Source organism: Streptomyces mauvecolor (assembly GCF_039532965.1).
In the GTDB taxonomy this organism is placed as follows: domain Bacteria; phylum Actinomycetota; class Actinomycetes; order Streptomycetales; family Streptomycetaceae; genus Streptomyces; species Streptomyces violascens.
This window is the reverse complement of the sequence record NZ_BAAASQ010000021.1, coordinates 161,555-185,130: the sequence shown is the minus strand read 5'-3', so window position 1 is coordinate 185,130 and position 23,576 is coordinate 161,555. Positions and strand designations below refer to the sequence as shown.

The 23,576-nt window shown below is 71.6% G+C and carries 26 protein-coding genes; 10 read left to right on the top strand and 16 right to left on the bottom strand.

Annotated elements, in window-relative coordinates:
* Positions 1-123: 123 nt before the first annotated feature.
* Positions 124-1,053 carry an NYN domain-containing protein gene (locus tag ABD346_RS26250; RefSeq protein WP_226599900.1) on the bottom strand — a complete coding sequence of 310 codons (930 nt, stop codon included), beginning with the start codon at positions 1,051-1,053 and terminating at the stop codon, positions 124-126.
* Between the two features lie 275 nt (positions 1,054-1,328).
* On the opposite strand from ABD346_RS26250, the gene ABD346_RS26245 reads away from it, so the two are divergent.
* Positions 1,329-1,481 carry a hypothetical protein gene (locus ABD346_RS26245; RefSeq protein ID WP_344378210.1) on the top strand — a complete coding sequence of 51 codons (153 nt, stop codon included), beginning with the start codon at positions 1,329-1,331 and terminating at the stop codon, positions 1,479-1,481.
* A 106-nt stretch (positions 1,482-1,587) separates the two neighbouring features.
* On the opposite strand, the gene ABD346_RS26240 is transcribed toward ABD346_RS26245, so the two are convergent.
* From ABD346_RS26240 to ABD346_RS26230, 3 genes are all read right to left on the bottom strand, one after another.
* On the bottom strand, positions 1,588-2,193 hold the full coding sequence (locus ABD346_RS26240) for a MarC family protein (protein WP_344378430.1): 606 nt from the start codon (positions 2,191-2,193) through the stop codon (positions 1,588-1,590).
* A gap of 163 nt (positions 2,194-2,356) precedes the next feature.
* Positions 2,357-3,223: a PHP domain-containing protein gene (locus ABD346_RS26235; protein WP_344378209.1), complete on the bottom strand. Its 867-nt coding sequence runs from the start codon at positions 3,221-3,223 to the stop codon at positions 2,357-2,359.
* Positions 3,224-3,380: 157 nt separating this feature from the next.
* Positions 3,381-4,019: a DUF6758 family protein gene (locus ABD346_RS26230; RefSeq protein WP_344378207.1), complete on the bottom strand. Its 639-nt coding sequence runs from the start codon at positions 4,017-4,019 to the stop codon at positions 3,381-3,383.
* Between the two features lie 186 nt (positions 4,020-4,205).
* On the opposite strand from ABD346_RS26230, the gene ABD346_RS26225 reads away from it, so the two are divergent.
* Positions 4,206-5,456 carry an MFS transporter gene (locus tag ABD346_RS26225; RefSeq protein WP_344378206.1) on the top strand — a complete coding sequence of 417 codons (1,251 nt, stop codon included), beginning with the start codon at positions 4,206-4,208 and terminating at the stop codon, positions 5,454-5,456.
* A 41-nt stretch (positions 5,457-5,497) separates the two neighbouring features.
* Here the strand turns inward: ABD346_RS26225 and ABD346_RS26220 are convergent, their stop codons facing one another.
* Complete coding sequence (locus ABD346_RS26220; RefSeq protein ID WP_344378205.1) at positions 5,498-6,082, bottom strand: suppressor of fused domain protein; 585 nt, start codon at positions 6,080-6,082, stop codon at positions 5,498-5,500.
* A gap of 468 nt (positions 6,083-6,550) precedes the next feature.
* Here ABD346_RS26220 and ABD346_RS26215 point away from each other — a divergent pair, with 468 nt between their 5' ends.
* Positions 6,551-7,675 (top strand): magnesium and cobalt transport protein CorA, encoded by a 1,125-nt coding sequence (locus ABD346_RS26215; RefSeq protein ID WP_344378204.1) that lies wholly within the window; start codon positions 6,551-6,553, stop codon positions 7,673-7,675.
* Between the two features lie 4 nt (positions 7,676-7,679).
* On the opposite strand, the gene ABD346_RS26210 is transcribed toward ABD346_RS26215, so the two are convergent.
* Positions 7,680-8,582: a DMT family transporter gene (locus ABD346_RS26210; RefSeq protein WP_344378202.1), complete on the bottom strand. Its 903-nt coding sequence runs from the start codon at positions 8,580-8,582 to the stop codon at positions 7,680-7,682.
* A gap of 87 nt (positions 8,583-8,669) precedes the next feature.
* Between ABD346_RS26210 and ABD346_RS26205 the strand changes: the two genes are divergently transcribed.
* The gene (locus ABD346_RS26205; RefSeq protein ID WP_344378200.1) at positions 8,670-9,179 is read left to right on the top strand and encodes a hypothetical protein; all 510 of its coding nucleotides are present in this window, start codon (positions 8,670-8,672) and stop codon (positions 9,177-9,179) included.
* Between the two features lie 24 nt (positions 9,180-9,203).
* On the opposite strand, the gene ABD346_RS26200 is transcribed toward ABD346_RS26205, so the two are convergent.
* Positions 9,204-9,944: a hypothetical protein gene (locus ABD346_RS26200; RefSeq protein ID WP_344378198.1), complete on the bottom strand. Its 741-nt coding sequence runs from the start codon at positions 9,942-9,944 to the stop codon at positions 9,204-9,206.
* 194 nt (positions 9,945-10,138) lie between these two features.
* On the opposite strand from ABD346_RS26200, the gene ABD346_RS26195 reads away from it, so the two are divergent.
* Genes ABD346_RS26195 through ABD346_RS26185 form a run of 3 tightly spaced genes read left to right on the top strand, consistent with a single transcriptional unit; the run spans position 10,139 to position 13,156 of the window.
* Positions 10,139-11,416: a magnesium transporter MgtE N-terminal domain-containing protein gene (locus tag ABD346_RS26195; RefSeq protein ID WP_344378197.1), complete on the top strand. Its 1,278-nt coding sequence runs from the start codon at positions 10,139-10,141 to the stop codon at positions 11,414-11,416.
* Positions 11,403-11,978: a DUF1003 domain-containing protein gene (locus ABD346_RS26190; RefSeq protein ID WP_344378195.1), complete on the top strand. Its 576-nt coding sequence runs from the start codon at positions 11,403-11,405 to the stop codon at positions 11,976-11,978. Before ABD346_RS26195 ends, ABD346_RS26190 begins: the two co-directional genes overlap by 14 nt.
* A gap of 44 nt (positions 11,979-12,022) precedes the next feature.
* Complete coding sequence (locus ABD346_RS26185; protein ID WP_344378194.1) at positions 12,023-13,156, top strand: Mrp/NBP35 family ATP-binding protein; 1,134 nt, start codon at positions 12,023-12,025, stop codon at positions 13,154-13,156.
* Positions 13,157-13,256: 100 nt separating this feature from the next.
* On the opposite strand, the gene ABD346_RS26180 is transcribed toward ABD346_RS26185, so the two are convergent.
* The 5 genes from ABD346_RS26180 to sigE all read right to left on the bottom strand — a co-directional run bounded on the left by ABD346_RS26180 (position 13,257) and on the right by sigE (position 18,483).
* Positions 13,257-13,940 carry a hypothetical protein gene (locus tag ABD346_RS26180; protein WP_344378192.1) on the bottom strand — a complete coding sequence of 228 codons (684 nt, stop codon included), beginning with the start codon at positions 13,938-13,940 and terminating at the stop codon, positions 13,257-13,259.
* Positions 13,941-14,069: 129 nt separating this feature from the next.
* Positions 14,070-14,522 (bottom strand): sec-independent translocase, encoded by a 453-nt coding sequence (locus ABD346_RS26175; protein ID WP_053729944.1) that lies wholly within the window; start codon positions 14,520-14,522, stop codon positions 14,070-14,072.
* A gap of 182 nt (positions 14,523-14,704) precedes the next feature.
* On the bottom strand, positions 14,705-16,642 hold the full coding sequence (locus ABD346_RS26170) for a S1C family serine protease (protein WP_344378189.1): 1,938 nt from the start codon (positions 16,640-16,642) through the stop codon (positions 14,705-14,707).
* 90 nt (positions 16,643-16,732) lie between these two features.
* Positions 16,733-17,710 (bottom strand): anti-sigma factor family protein, encoded by a 978-nt coding sequence (locus ABD346_RS26165; protein WP_344378187.1) that lies wholly within the window; start codon positions 17,708-17,710, stop codon positions 16,733-16,735.
* Complete coding sequence (gene sigE / locus ABD346_RS26160) at positions 17,707-18,483, bottom strand: RNA polymerase sigma factor SigE (RefSeq protein WP_199827105.1); 777 nt, start codon at positions 18,481-18,483, stop codon at positions 17,707-17,709. Before sigE ends, ABD346_RS26165 begins: the two co-directional genes overlap by 4 nt.
* Before the next feature lie 165 nt (positions 18,484-18,648).
* Here sigE and ABD346_RS26155 point away from each other — a divergent pair, with 165 nt between their 5' ends.
* Entirely contained in the window at positions 18,649-19,314 is a 666-nt protein-coding gene (locus tag ABD346_RS26155; protein WP_344378185.1) for an O-methyltransferase, read from the top strand.
* A gap of 111 nt (positions 19,315-19,425) precedes the next feature.
* Here ABD346_RS26155 and ABD346_RS26150 read toward each other — a convergent pair whose 3' ends face one another.
* Positions 19,426-19,593 carry a DUF3117 domain-containing protein gene (locus ABD346_RS26150; RefSeq protein ID WP_003966491.1) on the bottom strand — a complete coding sequence of 56 codons (168 nt, stop codon included), beginning with the start codon at positions 19,591-19,593 and terminating at the stop codon, positions 19,426-19,428.
* A 320-nt stretch (positions 19,594-19,913) separates the two neighbouring features.
* Here ABD346_RS26150 and chcB point away from each other — a divergent pair, with 320 nt between their 5' ends.
* A complete protein-coding gene (chcB, locus tag ABD346_RS26145) occupies positions 19,914-20,714 on the top strand; it encodes a 2-cyclohexenylcarbonyl CoA isomerase (RefSeq protein ID WP_344378184.1) in 801 nt (266 codons plus the stop codon).
* Between the two features lie 22 nt (positions 20,715-20,736).
* Here the strand turns inward: chcB and ABD346_RS26140 are convergent, their stop codons facing one another.
* Both ABD346_RS26140 and ABD346_RS26135 read right to left on the bottom strand, forming a co-directional pair.
* Positions 20,737-21,318, bottom strand: coding sequence for a DNA-3-methyladenine glycosylase I (locus ABD346_RS26140; RefSeq protein WP_344378183.1), 582 nt, complete (start codon positions 21,316-21,318; stop codon positions 20,737-20,739).
* A complete protein-coding gene (locus ABD346_RS26135) occupies positions 21,315-21,710 on the bottom strand; it encodes a hypothetical protein (protein ID WP_344378182.1) in 396 nt (131 codons plus the stop codon). Before ABD346_RS26135 ends, ABD346_RS26140 begins: the two co-directional genes overlap by 4 nt.
* 113 nt (positions 21,711-21,823) lie before the next feature.
* On the opposite strand from ABD346_RS26135, the gene folP reads away from it, so the two are divergent.
* On the top strand, positions 21,824-22,708 hold the full coding sequence (folP, locus tag ABD346_RS26130; RefSeq protein ID WP_344378180.1) for a dihydropteroate synthase: 885 nt from the start codon (positions 21,824-21,826) through the stop codon (positions 22,706-22,708).
* Between the two features lie 7 nt (positions 22,709-22,715).
* Here folP and ABD346_RS26125 read toward each other — a convergent pair whose 3' ends face one another.
* A complete protein-coding gene (locus tag ABD346_RS26125; protein WP_053729953.1) occupies positions 22,716-23,477 on the bottom strand; it encodes an LOG family protein in 762 nt (253 codons plus the stop codon).
* Between the last annotated feature and the right edge of the window lie 99 nt (positions 23,478-23,576).

Here is a 23,576-nt window from a genome sequence, read left to right as displayed (position 1 = left end):
GGGCGCGGGGAACTGCGCGACCGGCCACCGACGGCCCGAGGCCGAGAGCGGGATCAGGGGCGCGGGGAACTGCGCAATCAGGCATCGACGGCCCGCGGTCGATCAGCGCACCCCGCGGAACGCCTAGTACTGCGACTGCAGGTGCTGCCAGAACCCGTCCCGCAGGGAGCGGCGCAGATCCGCATGCCCCCTCAGTGAGTACTGAAGAAGCCGCTCCGCCTCGATCAGGAGGTCCTGGTCCACCGGACCGGGCAGGTACGGGTGGCCGGGCAGGAGTTCGGCCAGAGCGGCCCGGCCCCGCTCGGAGAGCCACGTCGCCGCGATCCGCGCCCCGACGAACCGCACGTCCTCGCGCGACGGCGCCGGCCCCTCCTGCTCGTACATCGTGACCGGCCGCCGAGTGACGTACGGCTTGCAGAAGTCGAGGTCGAAGGTGCGCTGGCTGTCGACCTCCCAGAGCAGCGGCTCGGCCTGGTTGCGGCCCTCGGCCGCCTCGATGCCCCAGAGGTGGACGCGCGCGCCGTACCCCTGCGCGGCCTCGACCGCCGAGACGAGGTCCTCGTCGCCGCCGATGAGCGCCGCGTCGCTGATCGCGCGGTGCCGGGCCAGTGATTCCAGGTCGGAGCGGATCAGGGAGTCGACGCCCTTCTGCTGGTTGTTGGCGTTGAGGTTGCCGAGCCGGACCTTGACGTCGGGGAGCTCGGCGATCGACTGCTGTTCCGGGGTGTGGATGCGGCGCCGGGCGCCGTCGTACCAGTAGACCCGCAGCAGCCGGCTGTCCGCGAAGATGGTGCGCGCCTTGTCGATGAAGGCCTCGATGAGGCCCTCGGCGTCGAGGTCGAAGGAGCGGCGGTCCTCGGTGCCGGTGACGAGGAGGCCGGCGGCCGCGTAGACATATCCCGCGTCGACGAAGATCGCGTGTGTGGAGGGCGTCTTCGCGACTTCGGCGAGCATGCGCTGGAGCAGCTCGTTGGTGGCGTCCAGCTTGCGGTCCAGCTGGGCGGCGCGGTCGTCGGGCGCCTGGGCCGGCTGTGGTTCCTGGGAGTCGTCCATACGTTTTCCATTGTCGAGGTCGTGACGCAGGGGGCACAACCGGGCACATCCGGTCGCCGTCGGGGCCAGATCCTTAGCAACTCAAAAAATTTCCTTAGCGTAGGGAATGTTTGCTGGAGGCAACCCGTTGAACAGGACGGAACGCGTTGCACCGTAGCCACGCAATCCACTCTTGACGGGCGGGCAACCGCCCGGACGCATCGTGGGAGCAGGCTGTTCACAGCCCCCCGCACCAGTAGTTCTCCTAGCAGGAGGATCAGACGAAGGGAGAAGCCATGCGCTTCGAAATCATGCGCCTGGACGACGTCGACGGTACCGCCGTTGACAGCACCGTCGTGGACGCCGCCTCCGTCAACCGGATTGTGCAGCAGGCCGCCGCCATGGGTCAGCGCATCTACATCCGCCCGGCCACGTCCGTGGCCTCGTAACGCGTTAGAGGTAGTGCTCCCGCGAGCCGGTCGAACGGCCGCGGGTGCCGTACGCAAAGCGCCCCCGTACAGATCCGTACGGGGGCGCTTCGGCGTGTCAGGAGGCTCAACCGCCGTGAATCACCTGGGTGATGCCGTTGATGATCTGCTGCACCGCGAGGGCCGAGAGCATCATGCCCGCGAGCCGGGTCACCAGGACGACGCCGCCGTCCTTGATGACGCGGATGATCAGCAGCGAGTACCGCATGGTCACGTACAGGACGACGTGGATCGCGATGATCGCCGCCCAGACCGAGACCTGCCCGGCCACCGAGTCGTGGTTCTGGACGGCCAGGATGACCTGCACGATCGCGCCGGGCCCGGCGAGCAGCGGCATGCCCAGCGGCACGAGCGCGACGTTGACGTCCTTGGTCTGCTTGGGCTCGTCGGTCTTGCCGGTGAGCAGGTCGAGCGCGATGAGGAGCAGCAGCAGACCGCCCGCGATCATCAGCGCCGGGACGTCGATGTGCAGGTAGGTCAGGATCTGGTGCCCTACGAGACCGAAGAGCGTGATCACTCCGAGTGCGACGGCGGCGGCCTGCCAGGCCATCCTGCGCTGGACCTTGGCGGCACGGCCGGCGGTCAGCGCGAGGAAGATCGGCGTGATCCCGGGGGGATCCATGATGACGAACAGGGTGAGGAAGAGGGAGCCGAAGACGGCAGCGTCGAACACGGTGAGCCTTGCGAGGTGAGGTGCGTACATGAGCGGGCCGGTGTGCGCTGCTGCGCAGGTCGGCGGGGCCCGGCCCCCGGGACCGCGCGGAGGTGCCGGGCGGGGGTTCGAGGAGCGGGGAAACGGGGGCGGGGCCCCAGGGATCGGGAGAGGCGCGCTCTCCCTACGGGCGGGCGCTTCCGCCCGCGCCCGGCACGGGGAAGGCCCCCGTGGCACGGCGGGTGATCTCGCCGTAGATCTCGGGATCGGTGGTGAACTCCCCGAGCCGTACGGTCTTGCGGCTGCCGTGGTAGTCGCTGGAGCCGGTGGCGAGCAGCCCCAGCTCGCGGGCGAGGCCGCGCAGCCGCTCCCGGGTGGGGGCGTCGTGGTCGGCGTGGTCGACCTCTATGCCGTCGAGCCCGGCGGCGGCCAGCTCGGCCATCGCCGACTCGGGCACCACCTGGCCGCGCTTGACGGCCAGCGGGTGGGCGAAGACGGTGACGCCGCCCGCGGCCTTGACCAGGCGGATCGCGTCGAACGGGTCGAGCTCGTGCTTGCCGACGTAGGCGCGGCCGCCGTCTGCGAGCCAGTCCGGCACGAAGGCGTCCGAGACGGAGTCGACGACGCCGAGTTCGACGAGCGCCTCGGCGACGTGCGGGCGGCCGACCGAGCCGTCGCCCGCGATCCGCGCGACCTGCTCCCAGGTGACGGGCACGCCGAGCTCCTGGAGCTTGGCGACCATGCCCTGGGCGCGCGGCACCCGGTCGTCCCGCACCAGTTCGCGCTCGCGGGAGAGCTCGGGCTCCTCGGGGTCGAAGAGGTAGGCCAGCAGGTGCAGGCCGACGCCGTCGATGCGGCAGGAGAGTTCGGCGCCGGTGACGAGCGTGAGCCCGGCGGGGAGCGCGGCGATGGCCTCCGCGTACCCGCGGGTGGTGTCGTGGTCGGTCAGCGCGACGACGTCGAGCCCGGCGGCGGCCGCGTTGCGGACCAGCTCGGCGGGGCTGTCCGTACCGTCCGAGGCCGTGGAGTGGGTGTGCAGATCGATGCGCACGACGCGTACTCCAGGGCATAAGGGGCGGATCAGGGGACAGTCAAGGATAACCGCCCGCCCGCTCCTCCCCGTCCGCCCGCGAGCGGACCCGCCATCAGGACCACCCGAACCGTCAGGACCGTCGGATCTCTCAGGACCGTCAGGACCGTCAGGACCGTCAGGACAGGATGCGCGGGGTCAGGGCCCCGCACGGCACGAGTTCCGTCTCGGCGCCCGCGTCGCGCAGATCGGTCAGGACGAGCTCGTCGTACATGAGGAGCCCGGACTGTTCCGGCCAGACGATCGCCCACAGCCACAGGCCGCGCGCCTCGCCCGCGAAGACCGCACGGTCGTCCGGGGTGCGCGTGACGTGCCACAGCGGGGTGGGCCGGCCGGCCGCGAGGACCTTGGTGTGCGCGGGCTTGTCGACATTCATGAACGGGCCGGGGTCGGGTGCGTCGATGCCCGCGTAGCGCGCGCCGAGCCCCACGCCCAGCTCCTCCGCGACCAGGATCAGCTCGCCGATCCCGCCGAGCGGGCCCGGACCCGAGCAGGCGACGGCGGTCGCGCGGCCGCCACTGCGGTCGTCACCGGCGTACGCGACGCCCGTGAACAGCCAGCCCACGGGCAGCGGCCAGGGCATCCACACCGGCACCTGCGCCCGGCGCACGACGACCTCCAGGGCCTCGACGCTGGGCGGGACCACCGGCTGGAGCGGAAAGACGGGGCCGTGCACATCGCACTGCCAGGTGTCGGCAAAGAGACCGGGCGCCCTGACCCGGCCTCCGCACTTCGGGCAACTGGGTTCGCCCCTCATAGAGCCCCACGGTCCTCCCCCGTCGTGGCCCCGTCAAGGACGATCACCCGTCCGGCGTGTGATCAGCCTGTCGGCGCGAACCGGGACGAAAGTAGTTTCATCTTACACTAATTAGGCTGGCTAAGTTATTCTATGTATCGCACAACGATCTTTCGGTAGCCGTCCGATCAAGGAAGCGGGGCAGCCATGCGGCAAGGAAAGGACCCTCTCGACGAAGGCGCGGGAATCGGCGGCGCCGGCGGCCTGCTGCGTCAGCCCAGGGCGGTCTGGGCGACCGCGGGCGCGTCCGTCGTCGCCTTCATGGGCATCGGCCTCGTCGACCCGATCCTGCCGTCCATCGCCAAGGGCCTGGACGCCACACCCAGCCAGGTGTCCCTGCTCTTCACCTCGTACTTCCTGATCACCGCCGTCGCGATGCTGGTCACCGGCTTCGTGTCCAGCCGGATCGGCGGCAGGAAGACGCTGCTCGTGGGCCTCGCCCTGGTGGTCGTCTTCGCCGCGCTGGCCGGCACGTCGAACTCGGTCGGCGAACTCGTCGGGTTCCGGGCAGGCTGGGGGCTCGGCAACGCGCTCTTCGTCTCGACCGCGCTCGCCGTCATCGTGGGCGCCGCGGCCGGCGGCAGCGCCGCCGCGATCCTGCTGTACGAGTCCGCCCTCGGGCTCGGCATGGCGTGCGGCCCGCTGCTCGGCGCGGTCCTCGGCGACGCGAAGTGGCGCTACCCCTTCTTCGGCACCGCGGCCCTCATGGCGATCGGCTTCGTCGCGATCACCGCGTTCCTGAAGGAGCAGCCCAGGCCCTCGCGCAAGACCTCACTGCTCGATCCGGTCAAGGCGCTCGGCCACGGCGGGCTCGCCTCGGCCGCGGCGTCGGCCTTCTTCTACAACTACGCGTTCTTCACGGTGCTCGCCTTCACGCCGTTCGTGCTGAACATGTCGCCGTACAAGTCGGGCGGCGTCTTCTTCGCCTGGGGCGTGCTGCTCGCGGTGTTCTCGGTGCTCGTCGCGCCGCGGCTCCAGGAGCGGTTCGGCTCGCTGAAGGTGCTCGGGGGATCGCTCGTGCTGCTCGCCGCCGACCTGCTCGTGCTCGGCTACGGCAACCACACCACGGCCGTCGCCGCGACCATCGCCTCCGGCGCGTTCATCGGCCTCAACAACACCGTGTACACCGAGCTGGCCCTCGGCGTCTCGGACGCGCCCCGGCCGGTGGCGAGCGCGGGCTACAACTTCGTCCGCTGGTTCGCGGCGGCCGCGGCCCCGTACTTCGCACAGAAGATCGAGGAGTGGAGCGACATCCATGTGCCGTTCGTGGTGGCCGCGGGGGCGGCGGTGCTGGGTGCGGTGATCGTGTGGGCCCGGCGCGCCTCGCTGACGCGCGAGGCGGGGGAGCGTCAGCCCGCGCATGCCGCCGAGGACGGGGTCTCGGTTTTCGCGGACTGAGTGTTCGGCTGGGTCTGGGGCAGAGCCCCAGGCAGCCGCCCTCAGTCCAGCCCCACCGACTTGCGACGGGGGTCGCGCAGATCCGTGCCCTGGGTCAGCCAGCGCTCCTCCAGCTCCTTCGCACCCCTCACCCGCTTCCACGCCGCCTCGTTCGTGGTCATCGGAAGCAGGGGCAGGAAGCGGACCGGGTCCATCGGGGCGTCGAGCTCCAGGTCCTCCACCAGGCCGCCCGGCTCGGCGACCAGGACCGAGCTGAACGGGGCGCCGGGCCACAGCGGTTCACCGACGTCGAGCGAGGCGCCCGGAGCCACCACCAGTCCCTCGACCTGCGGCGACGCGGCGAGCACGGCGAGCGGGCGGAGCACCTTGTCGGTATCGGCGAGCCCGGCGCGTACCGACAGGACCAGCTCGGCCCGGGGGCCCTTCACCGGGTCGGCGAGCGCCGAGGTGGGGTCGGCCATCGGCTGGGCGGACATGCCGAGCGTGGCGTACCGGACGATGTCGCCCTCGGTGAACCGCAGCACCTCGATGCGGTCCGTACCGAGAAAGGTGACCGCCGCGCGCGCGTCCGGGACGCCCAGCGCGGTGTGCAGGCGGGCCTCGACCAGAGCAAGAACATCAACCATGGGGCGAGCATAGAAGGCGTATGCAAGCGGCAAAGACGGGGCTTGACGCAACAGTGGGCTGATAGTCTTGGCCGCTGTTCAGGACAGCAGGAAGTCCCCCACGGGGGACCGGCTGGAGGAGGTGGGGCTGCGATGGATCGAAGTCGGCCTGGCAGTACCAACCGCTCTTCCACGCGCCTGCGTTGTTCCCGGTGAGCTGAGACCCTCCTTACCCGGCATCCGGGTCCGGAAACACCTGAGCCTCCTGGCGTTTCGCCCAACGGAAGAGCACATCGCCTCACCTTGTCCGTTCAGTAGCGAACGCCGTCTCCGCGTGCCCCTGTGGTGCCGCCCGCTTTGCGAACGTGTGCGATGGATGCCTTTCGGGGTCGATTCGACCTCTTGGTGCTTTTCTTCGCCGTACGTCCCCATTCCGGGCAGTTCCAAGCGTCATGCCCCGCGACGGCCCCTCCGCGAAGGAGTCCTGCCATGTCGATGATCCGTGACCTGCGTGCCGTGGTCCGCCCCGCGCTGCGCAAGACCAGCACCCCCTACAGCGGCTACGACAACACCCGCGACCCCTCGGCGAGCAGCGCCGTCGTGGACTGCGCGGTCTACCGCGACGGGCAGCGCGTCCAGTCCGCCGAGGACACGTCCTGCCTGACGCCCCGTGAGGCGATGCGCCGGGTGCGCGAGGGCGGGGGCTTCGTGTGGATCGGTCTGCACGAGCCGACGGAGGCCGAATTCGCCGGTATCGCGGCCGAGTTCGGGCTGCACCCGCTGGCCGTGGAGGACGCGGTCCACGCCCACCAGCGCCCGAAGCTGGAGCGCTACGACGACACCCTGTTCACCGTCTTCAAGACGATCCACTACGTCGAGCACGCCGAGCTCACCGCGACCAGCGAGGTCGTGGAGACCGGCGAGGTGATGTGCTTCACCGGGCGGGACTTCGTGATCACCGTCCGGCACGGCGGCCAGGGCTCGCTGCGTGCCCTGCGCAAGCGCCTCCAGGGCGACCCGGAGCTCCTCGCCAAGGGCCCCTCCGCCGTCCTTCACGCGATCGCCGACCAGGTGGTCGACGGCTACCTCGCGGTCGTCGACGCGGTCCAGGACGACATCGACGAGGTCGAGATCGAGGTCTTCTCGGCCCCGGCCAAGGGCAGCCCGCGCGGTGTGGACGCCGGCCGGATCTACCAACTCAAGCGCGAGGTGCTGGAGTTCAAGCGCGCGGTCTCCCCGCTGCTGCGCCCGATGCAGTTGCTCAGCGAGCGCCCGATGCGGCTCGTGGACCCCGACATCCAGAAGTACTTCCGGGACGTCGCGGACCACCTCGCCCGCGTCCAGGAGCAGGTCATCGGCTTCGACGAGCTGCTCAACTCGATCCTCCAGGCCAACCTCGCGCAGGCCTCCGTCGCCCAGAACGAGGACATGCGCAAGATCACGTCCTGGGCGGCGATCATCGCCGTACCGACGATGGTGTGCGGTGTGTACGGCATGAACTTCGACAACATGCCGGAGCTGCACTGGAAGTACGGCTACCCGATCTCGATGGGCCTGGTGGCCGTGGCCTGCTTCGCGATCCACCGCACCCTGAAGCGCAACGGCTGGCTGTAGGCGGTCAGTTGCGGCTCGCCCGCACGACGAGGGCGAGCCCGGCCAGGATCACGAGCAGCGCCGGGTAGGCGAGGGCCGGGGGCTGCTGGCCGAGCCAGAGCGCCGCGATGAGGGCGGCGCCGGGGGTTTCGAGCAGGATCGCCGTAGAGGTGACGGACGGGCCGAGGCTCGCCACCACCCGGTTCAGCAGGGAGTGGCCGAGCAGCTGGGCCGCGAGCGTGAGCACCGCGAGCTTCAGCCAGGTCCCGCCGTCGTACGAGGTGAGGTCGGCCCCGCTGACGAGAGCGGCCGTCAGGAGCCCGGCGGCGGCCGTGCCGTAGCAGAGGTAGGTGTACGGGACGGTGTCCACGCTCTTGCGGACCTCGGCGCCGAGCAGCACATAGCCGGCCGCCGCGATGCCGCCGCCGAGCGCGAGGGCGTCACCCGCGAGCGCGCGGGGCGACAGGCTGAGGTCGACGCCGGTGAGCATGACGACTCCGGCGCACGCGGCAAGGGTGCCGGCCCACACCATGGCGGGCGGGCGGTGGCCGCGCAGGCGCAGCGCGATGGTCGTCCATATCGGGGTGGTGGTGCACAGCGCGGTGGACGAGGCGACGGACGTCATGCTCAGGCTGGGCAGCCACAGCCCGAAGTGCAGCGCCAGGAGGCCGCCCGCGCCGAGCGTGAGCCCCACCTCGCGCCGGGTCAGCGCGCGCAGCCGGGCGCGGTACTTGAACCAGGCCACCGGGGTCAGCGCCCCGACCGCGAGGGCGTTGCGCCAGAAGGCGATGGCCAGCGCGGGCGCGGCGGTGGCGGCGATCAGCGGCGCGGACAGCGAGACGCTGGAGATCGCGACGGCGAGCAGCGCGACGTCGAGCCGGGGGACGCGCGCGGCGACCGGCGGCGCGGAGGTGGTGGCAGTGGTCACGCCGGAAGCGTAAGGGGCATGGGCGGATTACGGAACTGACTATTCCCGGGGCCCTGGGCCCTGTGCCTCTATGGCTACTGTTGTGCCATGACGCAGACGTTGCTCGACCAGGCCCTCGTCGAGGAGGCCACGAAGAAGTCCGGTCTCATCTGGGTGCGCGGCACCGGGGTGGCCGAGCGGGCCCTGTGGCACGTGTGGCTCGACGGTTCGGCGTACGTGGTCGGGGGCGGCCCGGGCGAGCAGCCGCTGGAGGGCCTGACGGACGGCGGCACGGCGGCGGTGACGGTCCGCTCGAAGGACAAGGGCGGGCGGCTGGTCGCCTGGACCGCGACGGTCTCCGAGATCCCCTCGGGCACGCCCGCCTGGGACGCGGCGGTGGCCGAACTGAAGGGCAAGCGCCTGAACGCCCCGGACGGCGAGGCGATGCCGGCCCGCTGGGCGGCCGAGTGCCGCCTCCTCAGCCTGACCCCGACGGGCGGCCTGGGCGCGGCCCCGGAGGGCTCCCTGGCCACGCCCCCGGTCCCGTCCCCGGCGACGACACGGCATGCGGTGCCCGCGGCCCTCCCGAGCCTGCTGTTCCGGCGGAAGCGGCGCTGAACCGGGCAGCGCGGGCACCCCCGGTCAGGTCTTCGGGAGTTGCTTGCCGTAGTCCACCGTGTCCCCCTTCGCCGGCGCGGCCAGCGGGAAGTCCTTGTTCCAGTCGGCCAGTTCGAGGACGCCCGCCCCGCCCGCCCGCTCGAAGCGGAGGGGATAGGGCGTGCCCTGGAGGGAGACGTCGAGGGTGCCGCCCTCTCCGTCCTTGCCCGCCGCGATCCGTACCGTGCGGACGTCGCCGACCTCGGACCGGTCGCCCTTGGACAGCGCACCCTGCAGCCCGAGCATCCCCTTGAGCAGTACCGACTTCTCGGTGAACCCGCGCAGCTGCTGGTAGGCCGGATCCCCCGAGGGCACCTTGACGTACTTGTCGTCGAGCTTGCCCGCAGCCGAAGCCGCGCCCCCCGACTCGCTGTGCGACCAGAACCCGGCGTCCGCCTTGAGGAACAGGTCCTCCCCCACCCGCAGCAGCCCGAACGTGCTCTTCTGCGAAGTGACCGTGCCCGTCCCGCCGGTGCCCTTCAGCTTCATGTCGATCTTGTACGAGCCGCCCTTGCTGACCAGCGTCCCCGAGAGACGCACCGCGTCCGCGCCGTCCGCCGCGGTACGCGCCCTGCTCTCGATCTCGGTCGCGGAGAGCTTGCCGACGCCGTTGGTCCCCTCGTCCGGGTCTGTACCGCACGCGGTGAGCGCCGCGCACAGCGCGAGGGGCAGGGCGGCCCGGCGGGCGTGGACCCGTACCCGTACGGACAAGGGGGAGGAGGTCACCTGCGCACTGCCTCTCGCATCGATGTGGGGGGGTCGGCAGACCGCACCCTACCCGCAGTGTCTACGCTGCCCGGCAGAGTGCCGTACGGGCGCCCCGCAAGGGCGTACCGCGCCGCCACCGGCTAGCCTGAAACCCTTGTCCCGCAGCGTTCGTGGTGGTGCGGAGCAACCCTGAACAGTAAGGAGGCGCTCGTATGGCGGCAGGCGCCCCCCGGGTCTTCGTATCGCACCTCTCCGGCGTCGCCGTCTTCGACCCCAACGGCGACCAGGTCGGCCGGGTGCGCGACCTCGTGGCGATGCTGCGGGTCGGCCGCCGGCCTCCCCGGCTGCTCGGCATCGTCGTCGAAGTGGCGGGCCGCAGGCTGATCTTCCTGCCCATGACCCGGGTCAGCGGCGTGGAATCGGGCCAGGTCATCACCACCGGCGTGGTCAATCTGCGCCGCTTCGAGCAGCGCCCGACCGAGCGCCTGGTCCTCGGCGAACTCCTGGACCGCCGGGTCACGCTGGTCGAGACCGGCGAGCAGGTGACCGTCCTGGACGTCGCGATCCAGCAGCTGCCGGCCCGCCGCGACTGGGAGATCGACAAGGTCTTCGTGCGCCGGGGCAAGTCGGGCGCGCTGCGCCGCAAGGGCGAGACACTGACCGTCGAGTGGTCGGCCGTCACCGGTTTCTCGCTGGAGGAGCACGGCCAGGGCGCCGAGAACCTGGTCGCCACCTTCGAGCAGCTGCGCCCCGCCGACCTCGCCAACGTCATGCACCACCTCTCGCCCAAGCGCCGCGCCGAGGTGGCCGCCGCCCTCGACGACGACCGGCTCGCGGACGTCCTGGAGGAGCTGCCCGACGACGACCAGGTCGAGATCCTCGGCAAGCTGAAGGACGAGCGGGCCGCCGACGTCCTGGAGGCGATGGACCCGGACGACGCCGCCGACCTGCTCTCCGAGCTGCCCGAGGAGGACAAGGAGCGCCTCCTCACGCTGATGCAGCCCGATGACGCCGCCGATGTGCGCCGGCTGCTGTCGTACGAGGAGCGCACCGCGGGCGGTCTGATGACGACCGAGCCGATCGTGCTGCGCCCCGACGCCACGGTCGCCGACGCCCTGGCCCGCGTCCGCCAGCAGGACCTTTCGCCGGCGCTCGCCGCGCAGGTGTACGTGTGCCGGCCGCCGGACGAGACGCCGACGGGCAAGTACCTGGGCACCGTGCACTTCCAGCGACTGCTGCGCGAGCCGCCGTTCGCGCTGGTCAGCTCGGTGGTGGACAGCGATCTGAAGCCGCTGCCGCCGGACGCCTCGCTGCCCTCGGTGACCAGCTTCCTCGCCGCGTACAACATGGTGGCGGCCCCCGTGGTGGACGACAGCGGCTCTCTGCTTGGCGCCGTGACCGTCGACGACGTGCTCGACCACCTGCTGCCGGAGGACTGGCGCGAGACGGAGTTCCACGGGCCGGAGGGGGTACCGGATGGGCGGCACTGACCGGGCGGAGGAGCGCACCCGCGCGAGCGGCGCGAGCGCGCTGCCGCGCGGCCGCACTCGCCTCGACCAGCCGCGCGCGCCGCGCGTGCGGCTGCTCCCGGAGTGGGACCCGGAGGCGTTCGGCCGGTTCAGCGAGCGGATCGCGCGGTTCCTGGGCACCGGGCGGTTCATCGTCTGGATGACCCTGATCATCATCCTCTGGGTCGCCTGGAACATCTTCGCGCCGGGCTTCCTGCGCTTCGACAACTATCCGTTCATCTTCCTCACGCTCGCCCTGTCGCTCCAGGCCTCGTACGCGGCCCCGCTGATCCTGCTCGCGCAGAACCGGCAGGACGACAGGGACCGGGTCACCCACGAACAGGACCGCAAGCAGAACGAGCGCTCCATCGCGGACACCGAGTACCTCACCCGAGAAATCGCCGCGCTCAGGATGGGCCTCGGCGAGGTGGCCACCCGCGACTGGATCCGCTCCGAACTCCAGGACCTGGTCAAGGAGATGGAGGAGCGCAGAAACGTATTCCCGCAGGAGCGGGCGTACGGACGTGACGAAGGCGACCGCTGACAGGGCTTTCCGTACCGTGCGGTAAGCGCCGTACCATCGGCGGTATGGCTACGGAAGACGCGGTGCTTGAGGCACTGGCGACGGTGAACGACCCCGAGATCCACCGACCGATCACTGAGCTCGGCATGGTCAAATCGGTGGAGATCGGTGCGGACGGGGCGGTTGCCGTCACGGTGTACCTGACCGTCTCCGGCTGCCCGATGCGCGAGACCATCACCAAGAACGTGACGGAGGCGGTCGAGCGGGTCGAGGGCGTCAGCCGCGTCGATGTGACGCTCGACGTGATGAGCGACGAGCAGCGCAAGGAGCTCGCGACGTCGCTGCGCGGCGGCACCGCCGAGCGCGAGGTGCCCTTCGCCAAGCCCGGCTCGCTGACCCGCGTCTACGCGGTCGCCTCCGGCAAGGGCGGCGTCGGCAAGTCCTCGGTGACGGTGAACCTGGCGGCCGCGATGGCGGCGGACGGCCTGAAGGTCGGTGTCGTCGACGCCGACATCTACGGCCACTCCGTGCCCCGCATGCTGGGCGCCGACGGCAAGCCGACGCAGGTCGAGAACATGATCATGCCGCCGTCCGCGAACGGCGTGAAGGTCATCTCCATCGGCATGTTCACGCCGGGCAACGCGCCGGTCGTGTGGCGCGGCCCGATGCTGCACCGCGCCCTTCAGCAGTTCCTCGCGGACGTGTACTGGGGCGACCTGGACGTCCTGCTGCTCGACCTGCCGCCGGGCACCGGTGACATCGCGATCTCGGTGGCCCAGCTGGTCCCGAACGCCGAGATTCTCGTTGTGACGACCCCGCAGCAGGCCGCGGCCGAGGTCGCCGAGCGGGCCGGCTCCATCGCCGTGCAGACCCACCAGAAGATCGTCGGCGTGGTCGAGAACATGGCCGGGCTGCCCTGCCCGCACTGCGACGAGATGGTCGACGTGTTCGGCACCGGCGGCGGCCAGAAGGTCGCGGACGGCCTCACCAAGACGACCGGCGCCAATGTGCCGGTGCTCGGCTCCATCCCGATCGACGTCCGCCTGCGCGAGGGCGGCGACGACGGCCGCCCGGTCGTCCTGTCCAACCCGGACTCTCCCGCGGGCGCGGCCCTGCGCGCCATCGCGGGCAAGCTGGGCGGCCGCGCCCGCGGCCTGTCGGGCATGTCCCTCGGGATCACCCCGCGCAACAAGTTCTAGGACGCCTAGGCGGCAGCCGTAAGGGGCGCCTCGCAATTGCGGGCGCCCCTTACGCATGCGGCCGTCGGCGTGGGCGCGCCTCAGGCGTGCCCACGCCAGGTCATTCGTACGCCCTGATGTCCTTGACCACCGAGAAGGCGAGCCCGTACGCGCTCAGACCGCGCCCGTACGCCCCCAGGTGCACGCCGTTCTGGGCCGAACCGGCGAGGATCCAGCCGAACTCGGACTCGCGGTAGTGGAAGTCCGTCGGCTCCCCGTCGACGGGGAGCGAGAGCGTCGACCAGTCGGGGCCCTCCAGGTCGTCGGCGAGCTCCCAGGCCGTCTCGGTCTGCTGGTCCAGCCACTCGCCGCGCCGGACGTGGTCCATCTGCGCGGGCCAGGTGAAGGACAGCAGCCCCGAACCGGCCAGCCAGGCCGCCGAGGAGACCGACGTGGCCTCCAGGACGCCGCCGTCGCCGCTGTGGCGCACCGGGTTGGCGGCGATGGTCACGACCACGGCGAACCGCTCCCGGTCGCCCGCGGCCCCGGCCGCCGCCTCGGGCCGTATCGACGGCTCGTCGCCGTGCCCGATCGAGCCGTGCTGGACGGTGCCGTCGGCGGCCTGCGCGACCTGCATGAGCCAGCGTGCCCCGGTGAACGCGTCGTCGAGCCCGTACCAGGGGAAGGGCGCACGCAGATAGCCGTCGAGCGTACGCCGGGCCGCCGGCACTCCCTCCGGTGTGGACTGGGTGCCCTCGGGCGCCCCGTGAGCGGACTCCCCCGCTACCCGGCTTGTCGTCTCCATCTGCCCGGCCGCCTCCTGGATCTAGCGTCCGGAGCGGCCCGCCCCCGCGGGCGTCCTGGCTGCCGGACAGATGGAGGATAGCCATCCCGCCCCGGCTCACCCGAAAAACGCGAGGCGGATTGGCGTGTATCAGGTGGCGTCGGCGTCGAACGGGGGGCGCTCGCCGGGGTCCAGCTTCTCGCGCTTCTTGAGCAGGTCGGGGGTGCCGCCCGAGCCGTTCACCGAGCCGTTGGCGGCCGTGGTGGCGGTGGCCGATTCGCGGCCGTGCACCGCGTCCGCGACCTCTTCCATGTCCTTGCGGAGGTCGAAGCTGTTGCGGATCTCCTTGAGCCCCAGGTCGTCGTTGTCCATGAGCTGCTTGCGGACGAACGTCTTGGGGTTGAGGTCCTCGAACTCGAAGTCCTTGAACTCGGGACCGAGCTCGGCCCGGATGTCCTGCTTGGCGCTCTCGGAGAAGCTGCGCACCTTGCGGATGACGTTCGAGACGTCCTGGATCAGCTTGGGCAGCTTGTCCGGACCGAAGATGAGCACGGCGAGCACCACGAGTGTGACCAGCTCCATGGGCCCGATGTCGTTGAACACCCGCTGCTCCTCGTGTTCTCAGTGCTCGCGATCTCGGCGCTTGATACTCAGCTCCGCGTCCGGTCATGGACCGCTCCACGGTACCCGGCCGAACTGTCGGGGCGGTACCCGCGGGGTTGCCTTTGGGCGTCGGTACGGGGCCGGTGGGGTGCCCGGTCCGCGGACGCCCCGGGGAGCCGGGGTCAGGACGAGGAGCCGAGCGTCAAAGTGATCTCCTGCTCCTTGCCGTCCCGCTGGACGGTGAGCTTGAGCTGGTCTCCGGGCCGGTGCGCGCGGATCTTCACTATCAACTCCTCGCCGCTGTGCACCCGCTGGCCGTCCACCTTGGTGATCACGTCCTGCGACCTGATGCCCGCCTTGGCGCCGGGCCCGTCGGCGGCGACGGCCGGCTTGCCGTCGCTCGCCTTGTCGCCGACGCGGGCGCCGTCTCCGGTGAACTTCATGTCGAGCGTGACACCGATCACGGGGTGCGTGGCCTTGCCGGTGTTGATCAGCTCCTCGGCGACCCGCTTGGCCTGGTTGACCGGTATGGCGAAGCCGAGCCCGATCGATCCCGCCTGGCCGCCGCTGCCCTCCGTGCTGCCGCTCCCGGCCGACCGGATCGCGCTGTTGATGCCGATGACGCGGGCCTTGGAATCGACGAGAGGGCCGCCGGAATTGCCGGGGTTTATGGGGGCATCGGTCTGGAGCGCGTCGACATAGCTGACGTCGCTGCCGTCGCCGCTCTCGCCCCCGGCCGTGATCGGGCGCTCCTTGGCGCTGATGATCCCGGACGTCACGGTGTTGGAGAGGTCGAAGGGCGCCCCGATGGCCACCACCGGGTCGCCGACCAGGACGTTGTCGGAGTTGCCGAGCGGCAGCGGCTTCATCCCCGATACGCCGTCGACCTTGACGACCGCGAGGTCGTACCCGGAGTCGCGGCCGACCACCTGGGCGGGCGCGCTCTCGCCCCCGCTGAAGGTCACCGAGATCTTCCCCGAGTCGCCCGCGGGCTGTACGACGTGGTTGTTGGTCAGGATGTGCCCGGCGTTGTCGAGCACGAAGCCGGTGCCGGTGCCGGACTCGGCGGCGCCGGTGACATGGATGGTGACCACGCTGGGCAGCGCGCTGGCCGCGATCCCGGCGACGCTGTCCGGCGCCCGGCCCTGCGGCTCCTTGCCGGACTGCGGCAGCTTGACGCTGGTGATGCCGCCGTTGCGCTCGACGTACGCGCCCACCCCGCCGCCGATGCCGCCGGCGACCAGCGCGAGCAGCACGGCCCCGACGAGCAGCGCCCCGCGCCGCCGCCTCCTGGGTTCGGGCTGCCCGATCCGACTGAGCGGCTCCCCGGGCGCGGCCCAGGGGTCGTACTGCACCCACTGCGAGGCGGGCGGCACGGGAGGCACCGGAGGCCCGGCGTACGAGGCCTGGGGCGCGGGCGCCTGCACGGGGGCCTGCGGTGCCGGTGCCTGCTGCTGTACGGGGGCCTGTGCCGCGGGCGCCTGGGCGGCCGGTGCCTGGGGTGCGGCGTAGGCGGACTGCTGGGGCAGCGAGGTGCCCCCCGGCGGCGTCGGCACCGGCCGCTGCACGGGCGGCGCGGGCGCCCACGGCCCGGGGCCGCCGTAGGGCGGTGTGCCGTAGGGATCCGGAGCATGCAGGGGCTGCCGTGACGCGAGGGGCTCGGGCTCGGCGGCGCGGGTCGGCTCGGTGATCGGATCCGAATCGATGGTCGCGGCCGACTGTGCGATCGGGTCCGGCTCGGCGGCGCGGGCCGCCTCGGCGACCGGAGCCGAATCGGAGCCGACCTCGGGGGCAGCCTCGGTGGCGGGCTCCAGAGGTACGTCATGTGCCGCGTGCGCTGCGCCCGCGTCGTCGCCCGGCGGAGCCGGAGCGGCCGGGGGCGCATCCTCGGGCGACGGGGCCGATACCGGGTGCGCCGGGTGCGGCTCGTCCGCCGGCGCGGGACGGGCCGCCTCGCCCGTCGCTACCGGCGGAGCCAAGTCGTAGGTGTCGGCCGGGGCTTCGGCCGAGGGCGCCGATGACGGGGTCGCCGCTGCCGGGGCTTCGGTTTCGCGGGGGCGGCCTGCCTGCGGTCGGCTCCACCACTTCGGCTTCGGCCCGGTGGGCTTCTGCTCGTTCATGCTCTCCCCGCAACTGGCTTCCCTGCGTGCTCCGACGAGCACCCCTCCCCCGGATTCAACCAGGTTGCCGGGGGCGAGGGCAGGGCGCGGTCAGCGCCGGGCGGTGAGCGGAAGCCCCGAGGCGACCGGAGCCGCCAGATGCGTCGGCGCCGCCGGGGCCGCGGACGGCGTGACGGCGAGCACCCCGGTGGTGAGGTCGGTCGTGGTGAGCGGGAGCGTCGCCACGGCCGGCCTTATCAACGGGGGCAGCGACGAGCCGTTCAGCCGGGCCGCCGGGAACGCACCGCCCAACGGCTGGACGGGCCCGTTCTGCGCGGGCATGCCGCTCAGGCCACGCGAGAGCGGGGCCGCGGGCGGTGCGGACATGGCCGAAAGGAGGCTTGCCGCGGCGCCGCCGCGACGCCGGTCCTCGGCCGAACTGCCGCTCGGCGCCGGGGAGTTGGAGCGCATCGGGACGACATTGCTGCCGCTGCCCGCCGCGCGGGCGCCGGACGCCGAGCTCAGCGGCAGCGTGCCACCGAGCGCGATCGCCGCCAGGGACACGGCACTGGCGGCGGCGAACGCGAATCTGCGGCCGCGCCATGCCGAGCCCGGCCGGTCCTGCTCGGACCTGCCCACCTCGTGGATACGGAAGCCGCCGCTCAGCCCGTCGGGCAGAACCGCCGCATGGGAGCCGACCGGGACGTAGCCGAAGCCGCCCGAGCGGGGAACGCGCGGGTCCTGGGGGCCGCCCGCGGTGGGGGTCAGCACCCCGAATCCTCCGAAGAACCCGTCGGCCTGGCGCCCCCCGCCGAACGGCGAACCGTCGTCGTCACCTCCGGGCCCGGCGGGTCCGCCGGGCAGGCCCTGGAGCCGGGCGAGGAAGCCTTCGGACGGGGACGGCGGGGCCGCCCGGGCGAAGACGTTCTTCAGGTTGCGCTGGGCATCGGCCTCCGCCTTGCACTTGGCGCAGGTCGCGAGGTGAGCCAGGACGCGCTCGCGGGCATCGTGGTCCAGCTCGCCGTCGACCAGGGCCGCGAGCCGGTCCCCGAGGTGCTGTTCCGCCGGGGTGGGACTCGTACCACTCACGCCGTCCCCTCTCCGGCCACCCCGAGAGCTCCCGGCGCCACCCCCGCCAGCGCGCGCTGCTGCTCGGCTCGGGCTTCGGGAGAGCGGTGCTGGAGGGCCTTGCGCAGGTGCGAGCGGCCGCGGTGGATCCGGCTGCGGACGGTGCCGAGCTTCACTCCGAGGGTGGCCGCGATCTCCTCGTACGAGAGACCCTCGATGTCGCACAGGACGACGGCCGCACGGAACTCGGGCGCGAGGGTGTCGAGCGCCTGCTGGACGTCGGCGTCGAAGTGGGCGTCGTTGAAGACCTGTTGGGGGTTGGGCTCGCGGCTGGGAAGGCGCTCCGCCGCGTCGTCCCCGAGCGCATCGAAACGGATGCGCTGGCGGCGGCGGACCATGTCCAGGAAGAGGTTGGTGGTGATGCGGTGCAGCCAGCCCTCGAACGTGCCCGGCGTGTACGTCGACAAGGAGCGGAAGACGCGGACGAAGACCTCCTGCGTGAGGTCCTCGGCGTCGTGCTGGTTTCCCGTCAGGCGGTAGGCAAGGCGGTAGACCCGGCCGCTGTGCGTGCTGACGATCTCCTCCCACGAAGGGGGAGTCCACGCCTGGGAATCCGCGTCGGCGAAGGTCGCGGTGGTTGCGGAGCTGGTAGCGCGGGAACGGTCAGCAATGTTGGTCACGGATTTCGGCTCACCCGCCGACCTGAGAAAGCGCCGCAGCACTCCTCCCCGATCCACAGGCGCAGCCGCACCTCCCCTGTCGGCTCTGGTGGTGTCCAGTGGAGCCCCTACCATAGCCACCTCGCCCGTTAGCTCCGGATAAGAATCTTTACGTGCATTTGGGACCGGCTTCCGGCCCTGTTCCCCGAACTTGTCCATGCGCTCCCCCGCGGTTCCCCCTGCCCTCCATAACGCGCGGTCCCATCTGCGGGTTCCCGACTCCAGCGGATACAGTCACCGTTGCGCCAACCAAGGGGACAGGAGAGGGCCATTACCGCCAACCGGCAGACGAGCTGGGCGTTCGCGGACGCCTTTGTCGCCGAGGACGACGCGCTGCGCTGGGCCCGCGACCGGGCCCGGGAGGCAGGCCTGCGTTCGGTGTCCCCGGGGACAGGCGCCGCGCTGCGGCTGCTCGCTGCCACGGCGGACGCGAAGGCGGTCGCGGAGATCGGCACCGGGACCGGCGTCTCCGGCATCTATCTTCTGCAGGGCCTGCGTCCGGACGGCGTGCTGACCACCGTCGACCCGGAGCCGGACCGCCAGCAGTTCGCCAAGCAGGCGTTCCGCGCGGCCGGGTTCGCCGCCAACCGGGCCCGGTTCATCCCCGGGCGCGCCCTGGACGTACTGCCGCGGCTCGCGGACGGCGGGTACGACCTGGTGTTCTGCGACGGCGACCGCATGGAGTCGCTCGACGTGCTCGCTGAATCGTTGCGCCTGCTGCGACCGGGCGGAATCGTCTGCTTCGAGGGCGTCTTCGCCGATGGCCGTACGGTCGATTCGGGGATCCAGCCGGCCGAGGTGCTGCGGCTGCGCGAACTGCTGCGTTCGGTGCGCGAGAGCACGGAGCTCATGGAGTCGCTGCTTCCGGTCGGCGACGGGCTGCTCTGCGCGGTACGCCGCGGCTGACCGGCCTCCCGCTCCCGCCCGGCCCCGCACACACAACACCGCCCCGGTTCGGCATGCACTGGCATGCATGCCGAACCGGGGCGGTGAAGAGTCTGGGTCGAACCCGCTAGCTCAGCCGACGACCTTCTTCAGGGCATCGCCGAGTGCATCGGCCTCGTCCGGAGTCAGCTCGACGACAAGCCGACCGCCGCCTTCGAGCGGAACGCGCATGACAATGCCCCGCCCCTCCTTGGTCACCTCGAGCGGGCCGTCGCCCGTCCGCGGCTTCATGGCCGCCATGCTCGTTCCCCTTCCTGAAACCAGCTCATCGTCAGCCGACGGCCCCCGGGATTGGGCACGCGTCACGGCATCGAACACATTGCTTCCAGGTCATTATCCCGCATCGCAGGACCCGATGACCAACATCGGTCTGCATCGCTTGGGCAACGCGCTCTATCAAAACCACTCAATTCGGCGATCCGCCTGCGATACTTCGCCGCCGCGGGTTCCTCCCGGTGCCCCGATTGTTTGACGCAGGTCACATGCCCACCGCTCGTGATCTCCGCCATGCTGAGCGGATACGACACCTGAGAAGCATCCGCGACGGAGGGGATCCCACCATGGCCGACACCGTGCTGTACGAGGTGAGCGACGGGCTCGCGACGATCACGATCAACCGGCCCGAGGCCATGAACGCCATGAACACGGAGGCGAAGGTCGCGCTCCGCGAGGCGGTGCGGGCCGCGGCCTCGGACCCGGCGGTACGGGCCGTGCTGCTGACCGCGACCGGCCGGGCGTTCTGCGTCGGCCAGGACCTGAAGGAGCACGTCGCGTCGCTGACGGCGGACCGCGAGGCGGGCACCGGGCAGACGATGAGCACCGTGCGGGAGCACTACAACCCGATCCTGAAGGCGCTCACCGAGATGCCGAAGCCCGTGGTGGCCGGCGTCAACGGGGTGGCGGCAGGCGCCGGGCTCGGCTTCGCGCTGGCCGCGGACTACCGGGTGGTCGCGGACACGTCCGCGTTCAACACGTCGTTCGCCGGGGTGGCCCTGACCGCCGACTCGGGCGTCTCGTGGACGCTGCCGCGCCTGATCGGCCAGTCCCGCGCGGCCGACCTGCTGCTGTTCCCGCGCTCGATCTCCGCGTCCGAGGCGTACGAGATCGGCCTGGTCAACAAGGTCGTACCGGCCGCCGAGCTGGCCGAGCAGGCCCTCGCGGTGGCCCGGGCGCTGGCCGAGGGGCCGACCGTGGCGTACGGCGCGCTCAAGGAGTCGCTGGCCTACGGCGCGGGCCACACCCTGGCCGAGGCGCTGGAGAAGGAGGACGAGCTCCAGTCGAAGGCGGGCGCCTCCGAGGACCACGCCATCGCGGTGGCCGCTTTCCTCGCCAAGGAGAAGCCGAAGTACGTCGGCCGCTGAGCCGGGCGGTCCGGGACGGTGCTCAGGCGCCGCCCCGGGCCACGCAGTCCACGAGGTGGTCGTCGACCAGGCCGCACGCCTGCATCAGCGCGTACGCCGTGGTCGGGCCGATGAAGCGCAGACCGCGCTTCTTCAGGGCCTTGGACAGGGCCGTCGACTCGTCGGTGACGGCCGGGACTTCGGACAGGGTGCGCGGGGCCGGGCGGGTCGCCGCGTCCGGGGCGTACGACCAGATGAGAGCGTCGAGCTCACCGGGTGACCAGGTGGCGAGGGCCTGCGCGTTGGCGATCGTCGCCTCGATCTTGAGGCGGTTGCGGATGATGCCCTCGTCGCCGAGCAGCCGCTCCTTGTCGGCGTCGGTGAACTCGGCCACCTTCGCGATCCTGAAGTCGGCGAAGGCCTTCCGGAAGCCCTCGCGGCGGCGCAGGATCGTGATCCAGGAGAGCCCCGACTGGAAGGCCTCCAGGCAGAGCCGTTCGTACAGCGCGTCGTCGCCGTGCACCGCGCGGCCCCACTCGGTGTCGTGGTACGCCACGTACTCCTCGGCGGAGAGCCCCCAGGGGCAGCGCAGCCGGCCGTCGGGCCCGGGGATCGCGCCGCTCATCGCCGGGGCTCCTCGTCGGACGGCTCGGTCACCGGCTCTTGTGTCGCGAGGTCCTGCGGCGCGGCGCCCTGGCCGCCGGCCGCGAGGCGCTTCCGGCTGCCTTCGAGCGTGGTCCGGAGCTCGGCGATCCGCGCGTCCCGCTCGGCGAGCTCCGCGCCCAGCCTGCTCAGCACGTCGTCGACGTCCGCCATCCGGTAGCCCCGCAGCACCACAGGGATGCGCAGCGCCTCCACGTCGGCCCGGGCCACGGGGCGGTGCTCGGGCAGCGGGTCCACCAAGTGCTCCGGCTCGGTGTCGGGCAGCACCGCGCCGTCGTCGCCACCTCCGCCCACGACGGCGAGGGTCACGGCGGCGACCACGACGACCATCGCGATCAGCAAGAACCAGAACACGAGCGAGCCTCTTCCCGACGCCGGAAACTGTTCGGGTCCGATCGTGCCATGCGGCACTGACAGTTAGGGTCGCAGGCGGACAACGGCCCGGACCACAGCAAAGGACACAGGGGATGCACAGCGGAACGGACCGCGGCACGCTGCGGCTGGGACGACGCGAGTTCGCCGCGTACGAACCGGTGATCATGGCCATCGTGAACCGGACCCCCGACTCCTTCTACGACCAGGGTGCGACCTTCCACGACGAGCCCGCGCTCGCCCGCGTGGAGCAGGCGGTGGCCGAGGGCGCGGCCATCATCGACATCGGCGGGGTGAAGGCGGGCCCCGGCGACGAGGTCACGCCCGAGGAGGAGGCGCGGCGCACGGTCGGCTTCGTGGCCGAGGTGCGCAGGCGGTTCCCCGACGTGGTCATCAGCGTGGACACCTGGCGGCACGACGTGGGCGCGGCGGTCTGCGAGGCCGGCGCGGACGTCCTGAACGACGCGTGGGGCGGCGTCGACCCCAAGCTCGCCGAGGTCGCGGCGCGCTACGGGGCGGGCCTCGTGTGCACCCACGCGGGCGGTGTGGAGCCGCGCACCCGGCCGCACCGGATCGCGTACGACGACGTGGTGGCGGACATCCTGCGGGTCACCGTGGGCCTCGCGGAGCGGGCCGTGGACCTGGGGGTGCGGCCCGACGGGATCATGATCGACCCCGGTCACGACTTCGGGAAGAACACCCGGCACAGCCTGGAGGCGACGCGGCGCCTCCAGGAGATGTCCGACACCGGGTGGCCGGTCCTGGTCTCGCTGTCCAACAAGGACTTCGTGGGCGAGACGCTGGACCGGCCGGTGAAGGAGCGGGTGATCGGGACGCTGGCTACGACGGCGGTGTCCGCGTGGCTGGGTGCCCGGGTCTACCGCGTCCACGAGGTGGCCGAGACCCGCCAGGTCCTGGACATGGTGGCCTCGATCGCGGGCCACCGCGCCCCGGCGGTGGCCCGGCGGGGGCTGGCCTAGGGAGCGCCTAGCGCCCCGTCTCCTTGGTGACGAGCGCGACCGCCTCGTCCACGTCGTCGGTGACGTGGAACAGCAGGAGGTCGCCCGCGGAGGCCTTGCCCTGGCCGACCACCGTGTTGCGCAGCCAGTCCACGAGCCCGCCCCAGTACTCCGTGCCGAACAGCACGATCGGGAAGCGGGTGACCTTGCGGGTCTGGACCAGGGTGAGAGCCTCGAACAGCTCGTCCAGGGTGCCGAGCCCGCCGGGCAGCACGACGAAGCCCTGCGCGTACTTGACGAACATCGTCTTGCGCACGAAGAAGTAGCGGAAGTTGATCCCGATGTCGACGTGCGGGTTGAGCCCCTGCTCGAAGGGGAGCTCGATGCCGAGGCCGACGGAGATGCCGTTGGCCTCCCGCGCGCCCCGGTTCGCGGCCTCCATCGCGCCGGGCCCGCCGCCGGTGATCACGGCGAAGCCCGCGTCGACCAGGGCGCGCCCGATCCGCACGCCCGCCTCGTACTCGGGCGAGCCGGCCGGTGTGCGGGCCGAGCCGAACACGCTGATGGCGCTGGGCAGTTCGGCGAGAGCGCCGAAGCCTTCGACGAACTCGGACTGGATGCGCATGACCCGCCAGGGGTCGGTGTGCACCCATTGGGAGTCGCCCTCGGAGTCCAGGAGGCGCTGGTCGGTGGTGCCGGCCTGTACCTGATCGCGGCGGCGAAGGACTGGTCCGAGCCGCTGTTCCAGCCGCTGCTCCGCCGGAAACGGGCTTCCCTCGGGGTTGGCCATGCCGTGCTCCCTCCGCTGACGATGTTGCGCGTGCTCAGCCAGGGTAGGTCGGCGAACGTTACGAATGGCGAAATTCAGGCAGGCCACACTACGACCGAA

Coding starts and splice junctions, on each gene's coding strand:
- ABD346_RS26195 (WP_344378197.1), top strand. CDS start 10,139: ATGGCGGCAGGCGCCCCCCGGGTCTTCGTATCGCACCTCTCCGGCGTC.
- ABD346_RS26215 (WP_344378204.1), top strand. CDS start 6,551: ATGTCGATGATCCGTGACCTGCGTGCCGTGGTCCGCCCCGCGCTGCGC.
- ABD346_RS26245 (WP_344378210.1), top strand. CDS start 1,329: ATGCGCTTCGAAATCATGCGCCTGGACGACGTCGACGGTACCGCCGTT.
- ABD346_RS26170 (WP_344378189.1), bottom strand. CDS start 16,642: ATGAACGAGCAGAAGCCCACCGGGCCGAAGCCGAAGTGGTGGAGCCGA.
- ABD346_RS26225 (WP_344378206.1), top strand. CDS start 4,206: ATGCGGCAAGGAAAGGACCCTCTCGACGAAGGCGCGGGAATCGGCGGC.
- ABD346_RS26230 (WP_344378207.1), bottom strand. CDS start 4,019: ATGAGGGGCGAACCCAGTTGCCCGAAGTGCGGAGGCCGGGTCAGGGCG.
- ABD346_RS26190 (WP_344378195.1), top strand. CDS start 11,403: ATGGGCGGCACTGACCGGGCGGAGGAGCGCACCCGCGCGAGCGGCGCG.
- sigE (WP_199827105.1), bottom strand. CDS start 18,483: ATGGTAGGGGCTCCACTGGACACCACCAGAGCCGACAGGGGAGGTGCG.
- ABD346_RS26250 (WP_226599900.1), bottom strand. CDS start 1,053: ATGGACGACTCCCAGGAACCACAGCCGGCCCAGGCGCCCGACGACCGC.
- ABD346_RS26180 (WP_344378192.1), bottom strand. CDS start 13,940: ATGGAGACGACAAGCCGGGTAGCGGGGGAGTCCGCTCACGGGGCGCCC.
- ABD346_RS26185 (WP_344378194.1), top strand. CDS start 12,023: ATGGCTACGGAAGACGCGGTGCTTGAGGCACTGGCGACGGTGAACGAC.
- ABD346_RS26140 (WP_344378183.1), bottom strand. CDS start 21,318: ATGAGCGGCGCGATCCCCGGGCCCGACGGCCGGCTGCGCTGCCCCTGG.
- ABD346_RS26150 (WP_003966491.1), bottom strand. CDS start 19,593: ATGGCGGCCATGAAGCCGCGGACGGGCGACGGCCCGCTCGAGGTGACC.
- folP (WP_344378180.1), top strand. CDS start 21,824: ATGCACAGCGGAACGGACCGCGGCACGCTGCGGCTGGGACGACGCGAG.
- ABD346_RS26220 (WP_344378205.1), bottom strand. CDS start 6,082: ATGGTTGATGTTCTTGCTCTGGTCGAGGCCCGCCTGCACACCGCGCTG.
- ABD346_RS26205 (WP_344378200.1), top strand. CDS start 8,670: ATGACGCAGACGTTGCTCGACCAGGCCCTCGTCGAGGAGGCCACGAAG.
- chcB (WP_344378184.1), top strand. CDS start 19,914: ATGGCCGACACCGTGCTGTACGAGGTGAGCGACGGGCTCGCGACGATC.
- ABD346_RS26125 (WP_053729953.1), bottom strand. CDS start 23,477: ATGGCCAACCCCGAGGGAAGCCCGTTTCCGGCGGAGCAGCGGCTGGAA.